The following is a 17,578-nucleotide window of genomic DNA, read 5'->3' as shown; positions in this document are numbered from 1 at the left end:
TTAATTTTAAGTTCTACAACTTAAAATTACCTTACACTTGTAATCAAAATCTTGTTCAGTTTTCAAAGATCTACTCTTGATTGTTGCTGTTTGATTCTTCCTTAACGCAACATGTATAACTATACTACGTTGCGTTTTAAATGTCAACAGATAAACTCAATTATTTTAAATTTATTTGTTCAAGCATTGTATCCGGAGAACCCAGACAACAAAGACTATTATACAACGCTCATAATGAAGATGCAAGAGAAATGATTAAAATAATTAATTCAGTTCATAATCAGTGACTAATCGATTATTATCAAATCACTTTGTCTCCCTCACTGAGCATTTACTACTATACATGCGCTCAAATCATTTGTCAACACTTTTGGTCAAAAAAGGTCAAACTTTTTTAATTTTCATTTTTTATCAAGAAAATTGGCCTACTTTTTCTTTGAATATAAGTCAATTCCATCTTGCGGGTGTTGTCTTAGATAACGCGTCGTAAAAGCATCCACTGCACTCTTATCCTCTAAATCAACGTCAGCATCTTCCATCGCACTAACCAATTTCTTATAAAAGGCATCAAAATTAGAATCGTACATTGAACGTAATGCTTTACTATTATTTTCTACCCATTTATTCAAACTAGGACCATTACTAATAATTCCCTGATCGTTTAAATAAGAAAATAAATGGATTAAGGCAAAGGGAATTAGTTGAAACAGCGAGTCCGTTTTCTCATCACTATCTAGCATCAAGGTAAAACGATTAAACATTACGTTAGTAACCAAATCGACGTTCCAGTTCTTAGGCTGAACTCCCAACCCAACAATCGCAATTTCAGCAAAACTATCAATGATGGTATCAATCTCGTCAATCTCATCCTGCGTCTTCTCTAAGACATCAGGTTGATCATCAATAGCGTCTAGCCAGCGATCGATCATTTCCCCTACTTGCTGTACTTCTTCATCCTTATCCATGACTTCATCTCCTAAAGTATTTTTATTATTCACTTTATTATAGTAGAAACTCGAAATTAACATTAACTTTTGCACTTTAAAAAAAGTTAAGTAAAAACATGTATAATTATCAACGAATCATGTCAAAGGAGCATCGAATCTATGAATGACAATATCGTAATCGTAAGCGCAAAGAGGACTCCGATTGGTAAAATCAACGGCACCCTCGCTAGCCTAACTTCGGTTGATCTTGGAACCATTGCCGCCAAGGCAACCATCAAGGACGCGGGCATTGATCCAAAACAAATCGACCAAGTCATCTTTGGAAATGTAATTCAAGCGGGCGGTGGACAAAACGTCGCCAGACAAATCGAGTTAAACGCTGGCATTTCTGACACAGCCACCGCCTCCACCATTAACCAAGTTTGTGGTTCCGGTATGAAAGCGGTCCGACTGGGGCAATCCGCCATCCAAATGGGCGATGCTGACATCGTCCTTGTCGGAGGAACCGAAAGCATGTCGAACGCTCCATACCTAAATATGAACGAAAGAAGGGGCCACAAGTTTGGCCCAATCACTTTAGAGGACAGCATTCAAAAAGACGGACTAAACGACGCCAGGAGTGGAAAACCGATGGGAATGACCGCCGAAAACGTTGCCGACCAGTTCAACATTTCAAGAAGGGATCAGGATGCTTTTTCCCTCCAGTCCCATCGAAAAGCCAGTGCCGCCCAACAAAATGGTTATTTTAATGAAGAAATGATCCCAATTGAAATCCAGAATCGCCATGGGAACACTATGGTTGATAAGGATGAGGGCGTTCGTTTTGATACCTCAATGGAACAATTAAAAAAGTTAAAACCATCCTTTAAAGAAAACGGCACGGTGACGGCCGGAAATGCTGCCAGCCTAAATGATGGGGCTTCCGCAATCCTATTAATGAAGCAAAGTAAGTCCAACGAGCTTGGTCTAACCCCGCTGGCGGTGCTGGATGACTACGCCGAAGCCGGATGTGACCCTAAAATCATGGGATATGCCCCCTACTACGCCGTTAATAAACTACTGGATAAGACGGGTCAACAAATCAGTGACTTTGATTTGTTTGAACTAAACGAAGCCTTTGCCTCTCAAAGTTTAGCGGTAGCGCGTGACCTCAATCTTCCCGACAACAAGCTTAACATTACCGGTGGTGCCGTCTCAATGGGCCACCCGCTCGGCGATTCCGGTTCGAGAATCCTCATCACCTTAATTAACAACCTCAAACGGACTGGTCAGACTAAGGGACTGGCCACCCTCTGTATCGGTGGTGGAATGGGAATGGCGATGACCGTTCACACATTATAATGAAGAAACAAAAAAAGATCTCAGTAGTTAGATGCATTTCTAACTACTGGGGTCTTTATTTATCCTTGCTTTAATTGTTTTCTGGTCTTTTTCACTGAAAGAATCAATCCAATCGCAAATCCAATCAGTGCGAACAAAACCCATCCCATTCCGTACTGCGCCAGTGGCAAAAAGTCATTAATTTTAAATAACCACGCTAATTCTGGTACGTGTGTCAATTCGGGAATGGTGGTCATCCCGCTTAAAAAGGCTGGAATGGCGATGAACCAGATTGTCATCTGGTAAACAATCTTAGAGTTTTTAAGCAATGGTTTAATTAACGAAATCAAAATCAGACAGATGGAAAACGGATAAACAATCATCAAGACTGGCATGATAAATTTAATCATTTCAGTCAGACCCAGCGTTGCCAAAAGTGCCGACATCACCACCGCAAAAATCAGAACGGGAAGGTACTTAAGCTTCGGGAAAACATCAGACATCGTATCCGCAAAGGCACTACTCATCGCAATCGATGTCTTAAGGCAGGCCACGATCACAATTAGCGCCAGCAAAATGTTCCCATAACCACCAAAGTAGTGCGTCGCAATCTGCACTAGGGCAATGCCACCATTCGCTGATGGCCGAAAATCACCCAGACTGCTAGCGCCCATGTAACTTAATAGAACGTAGACAACTGCCATCATCAATCCACCAATCCAGCCGGCCTTTCCGATGCTAACGGCTAACTGCTTGGGGCTTTTGGCTCCTAGTCCACGCACGGTTTCCACAATCACGATTCCAAAAGCAATTGATCCAGCACCGTCAAGCGTGTTATATCCCTCAACGAATCCCGAAAGGAGTGGGGAGTGACCGTATTCACCCATTGGATGATAGAAATGTGGTGAACCCATTGGTCTAACAATCGACACGACGATGATGACCGCTAGTAAAATCAAAAACAACGGCGTCAAAAATTTCCCGATGTATTCTAATAATCGACCCTGATTATACGAGAGTAAAAAAACGGCAATGAAGAAAATTAAAATAAATCCGATTAAGCCTAACTGCTGATGACCAGAACTAAGAAATGGTGCAATTCCAATCTGAAATGAAGTGGCTGCTAAACGTGGAATGGCCAAAAGTGGTCCCATTATAAAAGAAATTAAAATAGTAAAGACGTACGCAAACGACTTGCCAACGTTTGAAGAAATTTCAAAGGCTCCGGAACTGTCGGTGACCCCTAACGCAATGATCCCTAAGATGGGGAGACCCACTCCAGTTAAAACAAATCCGAGGGTTGCCCACCAAACGTTGCCACCAGCCATCTGTCCCATATTAACGGGAAAAATCAAATTGCCAGCTCCGAAGAAAATCCCAAACAACATAATTCCAACGTAAATAATCTGTCTTACACTTAATTTCTTTTCCAAGTTTTCTCCAACTTTCCTAAATTACTGTTCAATGCATTTTACCAGAAAAAAAGCCGGCTCCCTAATTAATTTGATGGTTGAAAAACCACATGAGCTTCACTATAATTATTTATCGTCTGATAATAAAAGTAAGGAAGTGTTATTATGTCTACTATTTACGTAAGAAAAGCTACTGAAGCTGACTTAAACGATATCTACACTATCATCAAAAACGCCAAGAAGTTTTTGGGCGAACAAGGCATCGACCAATGGCAAAGTGATTACCCGAGTGAAGAGGATTTAGCCAGAGACGTTAAATTTGGCATCTCATACGTCCTAGATGTTGACGGAAAAGTTGCTGGAACCGCAACCCTGCATTTAGGAATCGACCCCGATTACTTACACCTTGAGGGTGGAGAGTGGGAAAATGGCGACCAAGGTCACTACTCCGCCATTCACCGTATCGCTGTCTCAAACGACTATCGTGGTCAGGGACTAGCATCCAAATTCATCAGTGGTCTATTCACCATCTCAGCCTTTCGTGGTTTTAAAGACGTCAGAATCGACACTCATCCAGACAACAAGGGAATGCAGCACGTCATTCTCTCAAATGGTTTCACTAAACGTGGTATCATTTACGCAAACGGTAAAAAGAGTCATGGAACAAAACGTTTCGCTTACCAAATCGAACTAAAATAATAACTAGGAAGTGGCCAAATTGGGCGACACAGCGGTATTAATCAAATTAATCATAATGGCAACGTTCGGATTGATCGTAATTTTGGGATGCATGGGATGGACCTATCACAAGACCCACAAATTGACGTCAAAACGTTTTTTGGCATTATCAGTGTTGGCAATTTGTTTCATTATCGTCCTAATTATTCTGGTATAAAAAAAGGCTCAACCTGTGATATTCATGGGTTGGGCCTTTTTGTTTATTTTTTCTACTATAATTAATAACTAAGCATTTCTAATGTGTACCGTAATTATATAATATCGTCACTCACTATATCGTCCTTATGATTGTATCATATTTCACATTAGCCCTATTAATTACGTCATTTAAAGAATATAATTATTTATGTGTCAAAATTTAATAAAACGTTAAAGGGTGTAAATTGGTTTGAAAAATAAGAAGAATTTAATTATAGTCGTTCTAGTAGTTCTCCTAGCATTTGCTCTAGGAATAATATTTGCATTTAAAATAAACGGAAATAATAACAACAGTAACAATAAGAAAAATACTACAAGTATATCTAAGAAACGTAAGCCAACTAAACACAAAAAAGAAACTGACAACAAAAATAAGCAAGCAACTGATCAAGCTTCAACTAAAAATAACAGTTCAAGTTCTGAAGAAACAGGAACAACTTTGCCTCAATCATTACAGGGAGATTACAAGGGTTCAGACGATGTTACACTTACTATTTCAAGCAATACTGTAGGATTAGGAACTGCCGATAGTAGCATCGTAGTTAGATCGTATAAAAAGAATGGAAATACTTTTACTATTCATGGTGGCAGTGATTCCGGTGATAGTGACATTGTTGCAGACTCACCTATGGATAAACCTGAAACAATCCAAATTACTAAAAACCAAAATGGTAGCGTAACTGTATCAGGATGCTCAAATAACAATTTAAATGGTACATTTAATGCCACCAATTCTAATGATAATAGCGCTGACAATGACTCCTCAGATGCTGATACCAATTCAAACGACGATAATTCAGATTCAAATACTGATTCTAATGATAATAATTCAGATTCCGATAATGACAACAACTCAGATACTGATACCAACTCTGACGATGATACAACTACGGAACCAAATACCAATAATGATCAAGACAATGATTAATCAATAAGAATATTCAGCTTTAATTATCATCCTAATTATTCCGGCATAAAAAGAGGCTCAACCTGTGATATTCATGGGTTGGGCCTTTTGTTTTGAAATTTTTAATCATCAGTTTGTGTAAACACTGAAACTTTACTACACTTAACACCATTAATTTAGTTAAGGAGAATTTTAATGAAACACAAAAAAACAATCGTATTCGTCGTTATTATCGTATTAATAATTGGGATTGGATTTATCGTGTATTCAAATTCAGGTCATAATGAAACATATAATAGGACGAAACAAGTAGAGCAAACAAAGGATAAAAAAACAAGCAATAGCAAGGATAGCTCTGAAAACTCATCACAGACATCATCTACAACAGATAGTCAAAGTAATATGAGTTCAGACACTCCCTCTAGTTCCAATGACAACTCATCCTCTTCTACTAATGAGGCTCAATCTACACATTCCTCTAACAACTCTGATCAAAGAAACAATCAACCAAATCAGTCCAATCAAGCGCAAAATAATGTAGTCAACAATCCTGAACAAGCTATTAATGTCCTAAAAAATGGCTTAGGTTTTGGTGACGATATGGAATACGGATCTTTACCAACTGATGGATCTTACTATGATATCCAATTGGTAATTAAATCCTACAGAGATCAAGGTGGATCTGGAACTGCAGGAACTTATCGTGTTAATAAAAATGGAACATATGAAGAAATTCAATAAACGTTCTTATAAATGAAGAAAAGTAATATTTCGATGTTATTTTCTCTTTACATGTCAAATACCTTCTAATCGCTGATACTATTGTTACTTCAAGCATACTAGTGCTAACATAATTAAGGCAACCTACTCAGTTTAATAGAAAAGCCCTAATGAACACTTTTACTGGAGGAATTATTTTGCAATCATATTTTCAATTAGGTTATTATCTGCTGGCTAAATTATTCTTTTTTTGTATGCTTATAGTAATTATCTATGAAATTGTTGCCTATGAGCGTTCCAGACATTATTTAAGAAAAAGGGGAGAAATATTTAACAATATTTCTCCCCTAATATACATTTTGATTCTTTTTCTATATTTTGCCTCTAACAATATCATTGGACATACTTTAACTGATAATTATATGTGGAACAAAACATTAACAGATCGCTGGAATTATTTAATCGGGAACCCTAGTGGACTAATTATGCTAATGTCATACGTAATTATTCTGACTAGTATTGTTTTGTACATGACAATCAAACGCTGGAACATTTACAATAATGGGAACCAACAACCAAAATTAATTAAGCAACTGAAACAATCATTTTTTAAACATATTAACTATATCTATATATTAATTATATTTACTTGCATAATTTCATTTATTAATGTTGCATTAGGAATAATCTATCATTTTGTATTTTACTAATAAGGTAATATCCTAATTGTGAGGAGGAAGATAAATGTCAGAAAAACCGGACTACATCAAAGACTACCAAGAATACTTACATAAATACCACATTATGTCACGCTTATTGCTACCATCCATTATATTGGTAATCATTACCTTCACTTTGGGATCCATTCTCCTTAATATGCATGCAAACAAATTCATCCTTTGGATCATGGGGACAATCGATGGAATTACATTCTCGCTATTTATTACCGCACTAGGAACTACAATAAGATTAATGATAGAAAAATATAAGATTAAGCATATGCGACCTTCAAGGTTAAAACATTATTATTGTTTATGGGTCATTATTTTATTTCTGTGTTTTGGAATTTTTGTTTTCATTGGATCAATTGAAATACTATTACTTTCAAACAATTTATGGGAGGCATATGAATCTCCAATGCTGCCAACGTTTTTAATTTGCTCTGGATTTTTATTATATTATCTTTCTAAAAGCACCTTAAAATATCGGAAAAAGAAATATTCAAAAGAACTTACTGAGGGAATTAAAAAGATGAAATAAGTAATTGAGATATAAATCAATAAATGGACCTGTAATTACAAATTACAGGTCCATTTATTTAATCATTTTAATACAACATAAATTACGCAAATAATGACATATATCATCCTACTAGTGCCGCTAAAAATGCAATTATTACAGCAATACCAACACTTTCACCCTCAATTGCATATCTTACATATGCCGGTGTCAACGCAAGCGTATCAGTCTTTTCTCCTAATTTATCGGTAACCTCATCATAAGCTTTTTCATAACTCTTAAAGTCAGGATAATCATGTGGATGAGAATCAATATCTATTGAAATAGAAAGCTCTGTATCAAAACTTTTATTATTAATTTTTAACTTAAAAATATTAAATTCTACTGATATACTCCAACCGTCTTTAGTTTCTACAATCTCAATTGAAACTTGACCATCTTCAATTTTTTGAACAAATTCCCACTTATTAAATAAACTAACGATGTATACGCCAGCATTAACATTGTTATTACAACTTTGCATGACCCAATCAAACATAAATTTTAGTGGTAATTTCCCATTACTAATGGTAAACATCCCAGATCCATGGACTGGCTTAATATCAGCTTCACCTACTAAAGTAATTTTTAATGATTTATTATCATTGTATAGCACATAAGGAACATCAATTTCTACCTGTGTATTATCAACAATATTCTTTAAAGCTTCTTTAGCAGACATTTCTCCAATTCCCGTTGGCTTAATCTTATTAGTACCATCATCTCTACCAGACGACGCATCTTGGTCAATCGCAATGTCACCTAAACTGTATTCAACAAATTGGTCAATTGCCCAATTTTTAGGCATCTGATAACCCAAATTTCCACTATATCCAGTTGACATATCAGATACAAACGCCGTTTTTGCAAGTCCTTTACCAAGGGCTTGAGCACAAACATTTCTGGTTCCGTAAATTCCTGCTTGATAACTTGAGCCGCCTAATGCTTTTTTGACTCCCTCCATATATGGAATAACCGTACTATCAATGTCACCAGCTTGAATATCAGTATCAACAGCAAAGTAAATAATAGTATCCTTTGGGAATCCAAGCCGTTGTGCTGTTGCATTTGCAATTCCTGCATCAGCACAACCCTGGCCGTATTTAAAGTATTCCTGACTGCCATCATTATCTTGATAGATTGGAAACACCTTTAGGCCACCATCAGTAATTCTTTTCAGTTCATCATCAGTCAGATTTTTGTTACGACGTTTTGAGCCAGTGCCAACTGATCCAGTTAAATAGCGACCAACAATTTCAAAGCCATAATTTTTGATGTTTTTAACGTCTTTATCACTTAATTGAAATGAAGTATCACAAGCATTTGAATCTCGATTAGTATTCCCATTACTGGTAAGCAACCCCTTGATAACGGTTAAATCAGCTTTCCCTGTAAATGGTGGTAAATTCATAAACTTCCTAAAATTAACCACATCTTCAGCAACCGAATTATTAAATACTCCATCAACAGATCCACTCAGAAAATCATTAACCATTAATCCATATTGAAGTAGCTTAACGCCTGCACCTTTGTCCCCTTCAGTTAAAGTTGGCGTTTTATTAATGGTTCCAGGTCCATAAACTCCGTTTGCTTGTCCAGGTGTCATTCCTTCAACAGCTTGCAGGGCATAAATCAAAGCTGTGTTTGTATTTCGTTGATACAAACCATCAGTTGGAACCAAGCCAAGATCATCACCAAAATAATCTAAATAGTTATGGTTTAAATATTGTTGCATTTGACGATATTTCTTTTTACCACCATCAAGTAATTCAAAGGCAGCCATATCAAATAGACCAGCCATTAATGGAACAGTAACCCCACCTTTATCTAATCCAGCATCATTACGTAATTTATTTACTGCATTCTGTGTATCTTTGGTATATTTCTCATCAAACGCATTCGGGCTAATTCCCTTACACCAAAAAGCACCCTGAATTAACTTCGCAATCTTGCCCTTGTAACCGACCTTCAACTGATCGACCATTCCACTTAGTGCTTTCTTGGTTTTATCACCAAAACCACTACCAAGTGGACTAATCCCTAGTTCATGCTGAAGTCCCATTCTTAAAGCATAAATAGTTGGCCAACCCGTCTTTCCATTTTCCTTGACCTTATCAAATCCTGAAACATTACCGTATTCTTCGTTCAACCACTTTTGAACGCTTAAAACTTGTTCATCCATAATTATTTCCTCCTAAAATTTTCTTTATAAAATTTAAGAGCTAGCGCTAACTCGCACGTAAACACATCAAAATCAATTTGCAATCATGTAGAATAATCATTGAATCTTATAGACAAAAGTTCTACAATGATGGTAAAGAAAATCAGCTGAAATAATCTAAACCGACCTCTCTTCGAGGTTGTTGCTTGATTTCTCATCTGTTTACAAGAACAATCATATATCCATTATTTCTACATGTCAACAATTTCATAGATTAATTTTCTATGTAAATAATTAAAAGGAGTCAAAAATGTCGATCTATCAACGGGTTAAAGAGCTTGCTAAAAATAAAAATATTTCCATTCGCGAATTAGAGCATCAACTTGGGTTCTCCAACGGAACCATGCAAAAGTGGGACCAAACCGCTAATTCGCAAAAACTCAAAAAAGTTGCCAACTACTTCAACGTCTCCGTTGACTATCTCTTAGGAAACTCAACTGGTAACTCGGCTGACTTAGATGACCTCTCAACGATCATGATGTTTGGGGGCAAACCCATCCCAGAAGAAGACCGTGAAACAGTCGTGGAAATCTTAAGGAAACTTCGAAATGCACGAAATCATCAATAGTCTTTTTAACTATGCGTTAGATAATGACATTGCTGTTGTATACACGGACAAACTCCATCAAAATACCCAATCCTTTGCGGACGTTCGTTCCCATTCAATTGTGATTAATGCCAACTGGCAGCTACGAAAACAACTTCCATTTATCATTGCGCACGAAATTAGCCACGTCCTGCAGTGCGATCAGGATGATGCCATTCTTAGTTTTACCACTCTGATGAATCCCAAGTACGAACAGAAGGCCAACGTGAATGCCGTTAGGCTTCTAGTTCCCTTCTACGCTGACAACAAGGAAATTGACCAGCTTAACCTAGAGGAATTCATGGATTTATTTGCCATCCCAAATTCACTACGTGACGTGTGTTTTACTGAAATTAAAGACTATGTTGATTGAAACATCAAAAAAGCTCAACTTCATTTCGAAGTTGAGCTTTTCATTTACGATCATCTATTCAAATAATTTTTTAGCGGCCTTGGCCAGAATCTTCGGATTCTTATCAAATCGTGGGTTGTCCACGAGTTTTGACATTGGAACACCAGCAAAGTGGTAAGCGGCCATTTCACCAGAACGAACGGCACTTTGTTCGGTGAAGACCATTTGGTAAGGTTGTTCAACAAACTCACCGGTGAATGCTAGATTCGTTGAATGGTCAGGGATGACCTTGGGACGGTCAATTTTAGCACGGTTGTTAAACAATGCCGAAGCGTATGGCATGTATACCGGAACGGAGTTGACAATTGAGTCCATGATTTCCTTTTCTTTATCACGGATGTTTACGGGACCTGGATCGACCTTTGAAAGCTGTCCGATCAACTCTTGAACCATTTCTTTTCCAGTCATCTTGATGTACTGCTTGTCGACGAATTCACCGCGACGATATGGATACAAGAAGTAACCCCAAAGAACGGTTTCGTTTGGCTTCTGGTCGGTGAAATGAGGTTGATGGTGAACCACAATCGACATTCTCACGTCTTTTTGACCTAACGGAGTAATTGGACTCGTTGATAGGAAGGAATTCAAAGCATTCCCAGGTAGTTGCGTAGTAATGCGAGTGATTTCGTTTAAGAAAGTGTGATCCTTAGTGGTTACGGTAAAACTACTCCAACCACTAGCATTCCGGTCGGCGAAAAACTTATCTGGATTACCTAAGTTGTAGAAGTGATTGGTAGCTTTCTTCCACAAACTTGAGGCAGCTCCATAATCGGTGTTCTCACCTGATGGGGTGTTGAAGTCCCCAAGCGTAGCCGAGTCGGTGATGGAACCATTGGTGAAGAAGACCGCGGTCTCGTCATCGACGTCAACGTGTTCTTTTTGACCAGTGTCAACGTTCTCCATTTCTAGACCCTTAACGGTGATTTCTTCGTTCATTGGGGTTTCTTTGAAGTCCCAATCATTAACCCGACGGTTCAAGACGAACGTTACGCCTTGTTTCTTCAAGTAATTAATTAATGGCAGCATCAAACTTTCGTACTGATTGTATCGAGTTCGGTTAACCCCCACGAGCGTGTTAATTTGGGTAAATTCGTAAATCATTTGGTGCATGTAACGCCTGAGTTCTTGAGCTGAACTTTGGGTACGAAAGGCAAAGGTCGTCTCCCACATATACCAGAAATTGGTTTGAAACATGTGGGGATCGTCCTTGAAGTAGTCAGCGATGGAGACGTTATCAAGTTCAGTCTCTTTGTCATCTGGCATCATGATTAACTTCGTCAATAGGAGCCGGTCCTTGTTGTTAAAGCCCATTTTAGCGGAGTTAATGATGCCCTTTTCGCCTTCCATCAAACGCGCTTTATCGTAGGTCCGATGCTTAGAATCAAAGTCGCGCGTGTCCTCTGCGGCAGTCATCCCTTCTTCAGTGACTGACGGAACCCGACTTAAGAGATCCATCAAATCAACGTAGGTTCGGTAATTCAACATTCTTCCCCCACGAGCGACAAAGCCAGTCTGGTCAGACGTTTCGTGATTGCGATTCCAGTATTCATTGCCGGTCACGTCAGTCTTGGCACCATCATTTGCGCCATGGTCGTCCAAGGAATAGAAAGTGATGTTCTTTCCGTCCCAGTGACCTTCTTGAATCAAGTAAACGGCGGCGGCCATGTTGGAAATGCCGGCGCCAATCATAATTGCTTTTTTCTTAGTCATATTAAACCTCCTAGATTTAAATACGTAGTAAGCACTGGTCTCTATGTTAGCAGTTTCACATATGCTTATATTTATATTATAACGTACCCAAAAGTTGGAGTGTAACTTATCAATTTGATTTAATAATTTATTTAATTAATGTTCTTACGTCAACCATTAAGCAACTCACACGTCAGCCTGCGAATAGATAATTAAGGTCGTAATCTGGTACAATATAGTAGAAGAAAGGTGGTAATTACTATGCCAGAAACAGTATTTTTCAATCCCGGCGACTCACTTGGAAACTTTCACGACTATAATGATGCAGTTCGTTCTGCTCAACTTTACCGTGACAAACAAGTGGAGGCCAAAAACGTCGTAGTAGTTCATGGAAAAGACAAAAAATCATTCGATATTTTCCTTTCGGATAACGCTCAATCAGATGCTAAAAATAACGATCAAACTTCGCCCTATTACGTTAATAAACGAATCTAATTAATTGATTTAATTTAATTGGAAATTACGTAATTATTAGTGTACAATTGATTATATTAAATAACCAAACGTATGTTCGCAATTATGTAATATGTAAAAAGAAAGGAATTTTATGGCAAATTCTAAAAACAGTGTCGACGGGCGTCAAATCGAGCTCGATAAAGCACTTAGCAAGATCAAAAAAGAATTTGGGACCGGTGCTATCATGCGGATGGGCGAGTCCCCTAACCAAAACGTTGATTCCATTTCAACTGGTATTTTATCGTTAGATATTGCCCTTGGCATTGGGGGATTCCCTCGTGGTCGTGTGGTTGAGATCTTCGGTGCCGAATCATCAGGTAAAACCACGATCGCTCTTCAGACCGTTGCTGCTTTACAACAAGCTGGCGGAACGGCCGCATACATCGATGCCGAAAACGCGATGGATCCGGAATACGCTCACAGCCTGGGAGTTAACATTGATAACCTTTTGTTATCACAACCAGGAACCGGTGAAGAAGGACTACAAATTGCCGATGCACTGGTACAATCCGGTGCCATCGACTTAATCGTTGTCGACTCAGTGGCCGCCTTAGTTCCGAAGTCTGAAATTGAGGGTGACATTGGTGATTCTCACGTTGGTTTACAGGCTCGTCTAATGTCACAGGCACTTAGAAAATTAGCTTCCAGTATCAACAAGACCAACACCGTTGTCATCTTCATCAACCAGCTAAGGGAAAAAGTTGGTGTGATGTTTGGTAACCCAGAAACAACTCCTGGTGGTCGGGCCCTTAAGTTCTACTCAAGCGTGCGACTCCGTGTTAGTTCCGGTAAACAATCCAAAGAAGGTCAAGACGTCGTTGGTCGAGAAACCAAGATCAAAGTCGTAAAGAACAAGGTGGCTCCCCCATTCAAGACCGTTGACACTTTGATGAGTTTTGGAAAGGGTATCGAACCGATTGCTGACATGGTCAACCTAGCCGTTGACAAAGACATCGTCGACAAATCTGGATCATGGTACTCATACGGTGAGGAACGACTGGGACAAGGCCTGAATAAGACCGTGGCCAACCTGCGTGACAAACCTGAGATGGTCGAAGAAATCAAGAACAAGGTCAGAGAAGCCTATGGCATTGCCAATGATGAGGAATCAAAGGACGATGACAGTGACAAGGATGCAAAATCCAAGTCAACTGACAATAAGGCCACTACTAAGAAAACAACCAAAGCAAGTACCAAAAAAGATAGCGAAACTAAGTTAGACGTTTAATTAAATGGAAAAGCATCAAATCATTATGTAATGATTTGATGCTTTTTTAATACAAATAATAATCTTGATAAAGCTTTAAACAATATTTTAATTAAATCTACATAAGTCAAATATCGAATACTCAAATGAATTTTCAGTGTAATTACACAACTATAAAAAACAATTTTTATAACTTTAAAAAAATTGTTGACTTTCTATATCGTTTAATTTATATTAATTATGGTAATTAAACCTCTCACAAGAAAGGAAGATTTAATATGAAGTACTTGCTTAATTTACAAGCACAACCAAACGTGGAGTTAAAGAAGAAGCGTCGTCATCACCATCACGGAGTACGAAGTAATATCAGTGTTCAATGTGATGTTCGAAGCAATGTAAGTGTCTTCTGTCAGTAATTTAACAATAGGTGTATTTATTATGAAAACTTTGCTAGACCTCCAAAAGACTGTGGGTAAAAATGCCAAGAAGCTTGTTGGCGGGAAAAAAGATTCTCATATTAGTGTTATGGGATGTGGCAACAACAGCAATATTAGTATTATGTGCAAATAATACTATAGGAGCATTTCATGAAACCTATTCTGCAATTACAACAACTTGATAATGTAGCATTAAGAAAAAAGCGCCGAAAAGGACGTAAGGGTTCTCATCTGAGCGTTGGATGCACAATTAACAGTGACGTTAGTATTCTTATATGCAAGAGATAAGAGAGCCCTAATAGGACTCTCTTTTTATTTTAAACTTAAAGGATGTAGTTATGGATTTAAGATATTTAGATTATTTAAAAAAAGGATCATTATTTTATCAACCCACCACAGCCGAAACAAACAGTTTAATTTATAAAGTTACTATTCACGACAAGGATAAATGGAATCATCATATCGATAAAAATTGGAATTATTTTATCAATAAAAATAGACAACTGCCAAACCAAGGGTGGAAAATTCATGTAACATCTCCCATTGATTACGCGCAAAAAACATTGGACCAAATCACACCGTATTTGATAGAAAATAACATTTCTTTTAAATTTGTTCCTACCAAAAAAGAATTAATTATGAAAAATTCAAAATATGGTGATCGATCTGCATGTGGAAAATTCATAACAATTTACCCCAAAGATGAAGATCAATTTATTCAACTATTAAGTCCCCTAACTGACCTAACCAATGACATCCCCAAGGGTGCATATATTTTAAACGATAAACAGTGGTACAATTCCAACATCTTCTTTAGGTATGGGGGATTTATTGGAATGCCAATGGTACATGATGGAAAAACGATCATGGGAATCAAAAATCCAAATGGAGAGTTAGTGCCAGACTTAAGGGTTCCATACTATAACGTTCCCTCATTTATTTCTGAACCAAAAGAAATTAAAAAAATGGATAAAATACAAACGATTGAATATTCCAAAATTGATTTAACTAAATTCAAACGCTATGAGGTTATTTCCGCAATTCACTTTAGTAATGGTGGCGGCGTCTATCAAGTCACAAAAGATGGTAAAAATTATGTAATGAAGGAGGGACGAAAACAGTCTGGAATTGATGCACAAGGGAATGATGGTTTTTTCCGTGTAAAGAATGAATACAATACCCTAAAAAAATTAAATGGGATTAACAGAACAGTTAAGGTCTATGATTATTTTGAGATATGGGAAAATAATTACTTGATTGAAGAATTTGTTCCTGGAAATTCATTATCCGATTTCATTCCAGAAAACTTTCCTTTCTCATACGAAAAGAATCGAAATGAATATTTAAAACTTATAGATCAATTAATCAAACAATTAAAAGTGGCAATCACAGAAGTTCATCAGGCTGGTTTTGCTATTGGTGACTTAAATCCAAATAATATTATGGTTACTCCTAACAATAACATTAAACTAATCGATTTTGAGACTGCTACCCTCCTCTCAAATGAATATCATCCAGAACTACAAACTATGGGATACGTTAATTCTAAAATTAGTGACTTTAAAAGTGCTGATTGGTTTGCTTACATGAGGATCTCAAGATTTTTGTTACTACCGATTGAGTTCGTTTCTGATTTGTCTTTAAAAATTGAAGAAAATCAAAATAAATGGATAACAGATTATTTTGGAGAAAAAGCACTTGATATATTACAAAATACAGAAAAGGATTGTAAAAATTTCATTCCAAAATTAAAGAACATTTTCGACGTCCCAAAATTTGAAATCAATATAAAAGCAGTAGACAAACTCATCAATGGGTTAAAAACCGGAATAATTGAATATTCATCAAATCAAAATGATAGTTTTTCAGGTGGTGACATTAGACAATTTATTGACAAGCTTGGAAAAGTTAACATCGCTAATGGTGGTTTTGGAATACTAATGGCATTAAATCGGAGTAATACAAAGTTAACAAAAGAAATCAATTGGGCTAATAATAGCAGCAAAAATCTTATTAGCCACTTCAATGAAGACACCAGTCTTGGACTATTTAATGGTATTTCAGGAATCGCGTCTATTTTAGATGATTTAAACTTACAGGAACATTCAAACCAATTTCTTGAATTTATACTTGATCAAAAAAATAGAATTTTAAAAGAAACAGATTACACTCTTTACTCTGGATTAAGCGGAATTGGTTTAAGTTTACTAGCCTTCTTTAAAAAAAATAATAATAATAAATTTTTAGAAATGAGTAAATTAATCGCGATCCGCTTAAATACATTATTTATAAATGGTTCGGGAACTCAACCAGATGATGAAGATACCATTCCTTATGGATTAATGAATGGATGGTCAGGCGCGAGTTTATTTTTATTACTACTATTTGATGTAACAAAAAACAAAGAAACTCTGAAAAATGCCAAAGATATGTTGAATTTTGAACTAGATAAAAACATTGAAATTTCCGACTCACAATCTGCAGAGATTTTGGATAATTCAATTGGTTTTCCCAGAATACTTCCATATCTAGGAGAAGGAGGAGCTGGTGTCGGATTAGTATTGAGCCAATTTATTAGGCGCTTACATGAATTTCAAAACGAAAAATATTTAAACCTTCAAGAACAATTCACTAAAAATCTCCAAACTTACTGCACATACTCATCTGGACTAACCAGAGGGATCAGTGGAATTATCCTTATAGGAATTGATAATAAAAACAAATTATCCGACATCGATAAATTAGTCCAGTCATTAGAAAACTATCTGCTTGTAGATTCTAATAATAATATTATGTCACCCGGAACATATGGATATCGTTTTTCAAATGATTTGTTTACTGGAAATGCTGGTCTAATGACTGTCTTACAAGGCATTAAAGATAATAACGCTTGGAAATGGATGCCAGTGCCTAAATCTGTCTTAAATCAACTGTTTCTTTCCTAATCAAAATTAAATTAATGTCATCGTATAAAATCATTTATTATGATT

General features: G+C 36.9%; 17 protein-coding genes. 13 read left to right on the top strand and 4 right to left on the bottom strand.

Annotated elements, in window-relative coordinates; genetic code table 11:
* Positions 1–425 precede the first annotated feature (425 nt).
* Positions 426–965, bottom strand: a complete 540-nt coding sequence (locus tag AC6UD8_RS05715; protein WP_500699760.1) for a hypothetical protein — start codon at positions 963–965, stop codon at positions 426–428.
* A gap of 141 nt (positions 966–1,106) precedes the next feature.
* Between AC6UD8_RS05715 and AC6UD8_RS05710 the strand changes: the two genes are divergently transcribed.
* Positions 1,107–2,288: a thiolase family protein gene (locus AC6UD8_RS05710; protein WP_500699759.1), complete on the top strand. Its 1,182-nt coding sequence runs from the start codon at positions 1,107–1,109 to the stop codon at positions 2,286–2,288.
* 59 nt (positions 2,289–2,347) lie between these two features.
* Here the strand turns inward: AC6UD8_RS05710 and brnQ are convergent, their stop codons facing one another.
* A complete protein-coding gene (gene brnQ, locus AC6UD8_RS05705; RefSeq protein ID WP_500699758.1) occupies positions 2,348–3,700 on the bottom strand; it encodes a branched-chain amino acid transport system II carrier protein in 1,353 nt (450 codons plus the stop codon).
* A 144-nt stretch (positions 3,701–3,844) separates the two neighbouring features.
* On the opposite strand from brnQ, the gene AC6UD8_RS05700 reads away from it, so the two are divergent.
* The 4 genes from AC6UD8_RS05700 to AC6UD8_RS05685 all read left to right on the top strand — a co-directional run bounded on the left by AC6UD8_RS05700 (position 3,845) and on the right by AC6UD8_RS05685 (position 7,502).
* Entirely contained in the window at positions 3,845–4,378 is a 534-nt protein-coding gene (locus AC6UD8_RS05700; protein ID WP_500694276.1) for a GNAT family N-acetyltransferase, read from the top strand.
* 427 nt (positions 4,379–4,805) lie between these two features.
* Positions 4,806–5,543 carry a hypothetical protein gene (locus AC6UD8_RS05695; RefSeq protein WP_500699757.1) on the top strand — a complete coding sequence of 246 codons (738 nt, stop codon included), beginning with the start codon at positions 4,806–4,808 and terminating at the stop codon, positions 5,541–5,543.
* Between the two features lie 174 nt (positions 5,544–5,717).
* A complete protein-coding gene (locus tag AC6UD8_RS05690) occupies positions 5,718–6,263 on the top strand; it encodes a hypothetical protein (protein WP_500694275.1) in 546 nt (181 codons plus the stop codon).
* Positions 6,264–6,986: 723 nt separating this feature from the next.
* Entirely contained in the window at positions 6,987–7,502 is a 516-nt protein-coding gene (locus tag AC6UD8_RS05685; RefSeq protein ID WP_500694274.1) for a hypothetical protein, read from the top strand.
* 103 nt (positions 7,503–7,605) lie between these two features.
* Here AC6UD8_RS05685 and AC6UD8_RS05680 read toward each other — a convergent pair whose 3' ends face one another.
* Positions 7,606–9,702: a glycoside hydrolase domain-containing protein gene (locus tag AC6UD8_RS05680; RefSeq protein WP_500699756.1), complete on the bottom strand. Its 2,097-nt coding sequence runs from the start codon at positions 9,700–9,702 to the stop codon at positions 7,606–7,608.
* A gap of 289 nt (positions 9,703–9,991) precedes the next feature.
* On the opposite strand from AC6UD8_RS05680, the gene AC6UD8_RS05675 reads away from it, so the two are divergent.
* A complete protein-coding gene (locus tag AC6UD8_RS05675) occupies positions 9,992–10,309 on the top strand; it encodes a helix-turn-helix domain-containing protein (RefSeq protein WP_500694272.1) in 318 nt (105 codons plus the stop codon).
* Positions 10,290–10,700, top strand: coding sequence for an ImmA/IrrE family metallo-endopeptidase (locus tag AC6UD8_RS05670; protein WP_500699755.1), 411 nt, complete (start codon positions 10,290–10,292; stop codon positions 10,698–10,700). The genes AC6UD8_RS05675 and AC6UD8_RS05670 overlap by 20 nt, the downstream gene beginning before the upstream one ends.
* Before the next feature lie 54 nt (positions 10,701–10,754).
* On the opposite strand, the gene AC6UD8_RS05665 is transcribed toward AC6UD8_RS05670, so the two are convergent.
* Positions 10,755–12,449 (bottom strand): oleate hydratase, encoded by a 1,695-nt coding sequence (locus AC6UD8_RS05665; RefSeq protein WP_500699754.1) that lies wholly within the window; start codon positions 12,447–12,449, stop codon positions 10,755–10,757.
* Positions 12,450–12,689: 240 nt separating this feature from the next.
* Here AC6UD8_RS05665 and AC6UD8_RS05660 point away from each other — a divergent pair, with 240 nt between their 5' ends.
* From AC6UD8_RS05660 to lanKC, 6 genes are all read left to right on the top strand, one after another.
* Positions 12,690–12,923 (top strand): hypothetical protein, encoded by a 234-nt coding sequence (locus AC6UD8_RS05660; protein ID WP_500694270.1) that lies wholly within the window; start codon positions 12,690–12,692, stop codon positions 12,921–12,923.
* Between the two features lie 112 nt (positions 12,924–13,035).
* Positions 13,036–14,172: a recombinase RecA gene (gene recA / locus AC6UD8_RS05655; protein ID WP_500694269.1), complete on the top strand. Its 1,137-nt coding sequence runs from the start codon at positions 13,036–13,038 to the stop codon at positions 14,170–14,172.
* 257 nt (positions 14,173–14,429) lie between these two features.
* Positions 14,430–14,567 (top strand): hypothetical protein, encoded by a 138-nt coding sequence (locus AC6UD8_RS05650; RefSeq protein WP_500694268.1) that lies wholly within the window; start codon positions 14,430–14,432, stop codon positions 14,565–14,567.
* A gap of 22 nt (positions 14,568–14,589) precedes the next feature.
* A complete protein-coding gene (locus AC6UD8_RS05645; RefSeq protein ID WP_500694267.1) occupies positions 14,590–14,721 on the top strand; it encodes a class III lanthipeptide in 132 nt (43 codons plus the stop codon).
* A 17-nt stretch (positions 14,722–14,738) separates the two neighbouring features.
* Positions 14,739–14,876, top strand: coding sequence for a class III lanthipeptide (locus AC6UD8_RS05640; RefSeq protein ID WP_500694266.1), 138 nt, complete (start codon positions 14,739–14,741; stop codon positions 14,874–14,876).
* Between the two features lie 50 nt (positions 14,877–14,926).
* The gene (gene lanKC / locus AC6UD8_RS05635) at positions 14,927–17,533 is read left to right on the top strand and encodes a class III lanthionine synthetase LanKC (protein WP_500699753.1); all 2,607 of its coding nucleotides are present in this window, start codon (positions 14,927–14,929) and stop codon (positions 17,531–17,533) included.
* Positions 17,534–17,578 lie beyond the last annotated feature (45 nt).

The organism is Fructilactobacillus sp. X1R3C1 (genome assembly GCF_059901545.1).
Note: the sequence above shows the minus strand (reverse complement) of the source record. Positions and strands in the feature narration are given on the sequence as shown.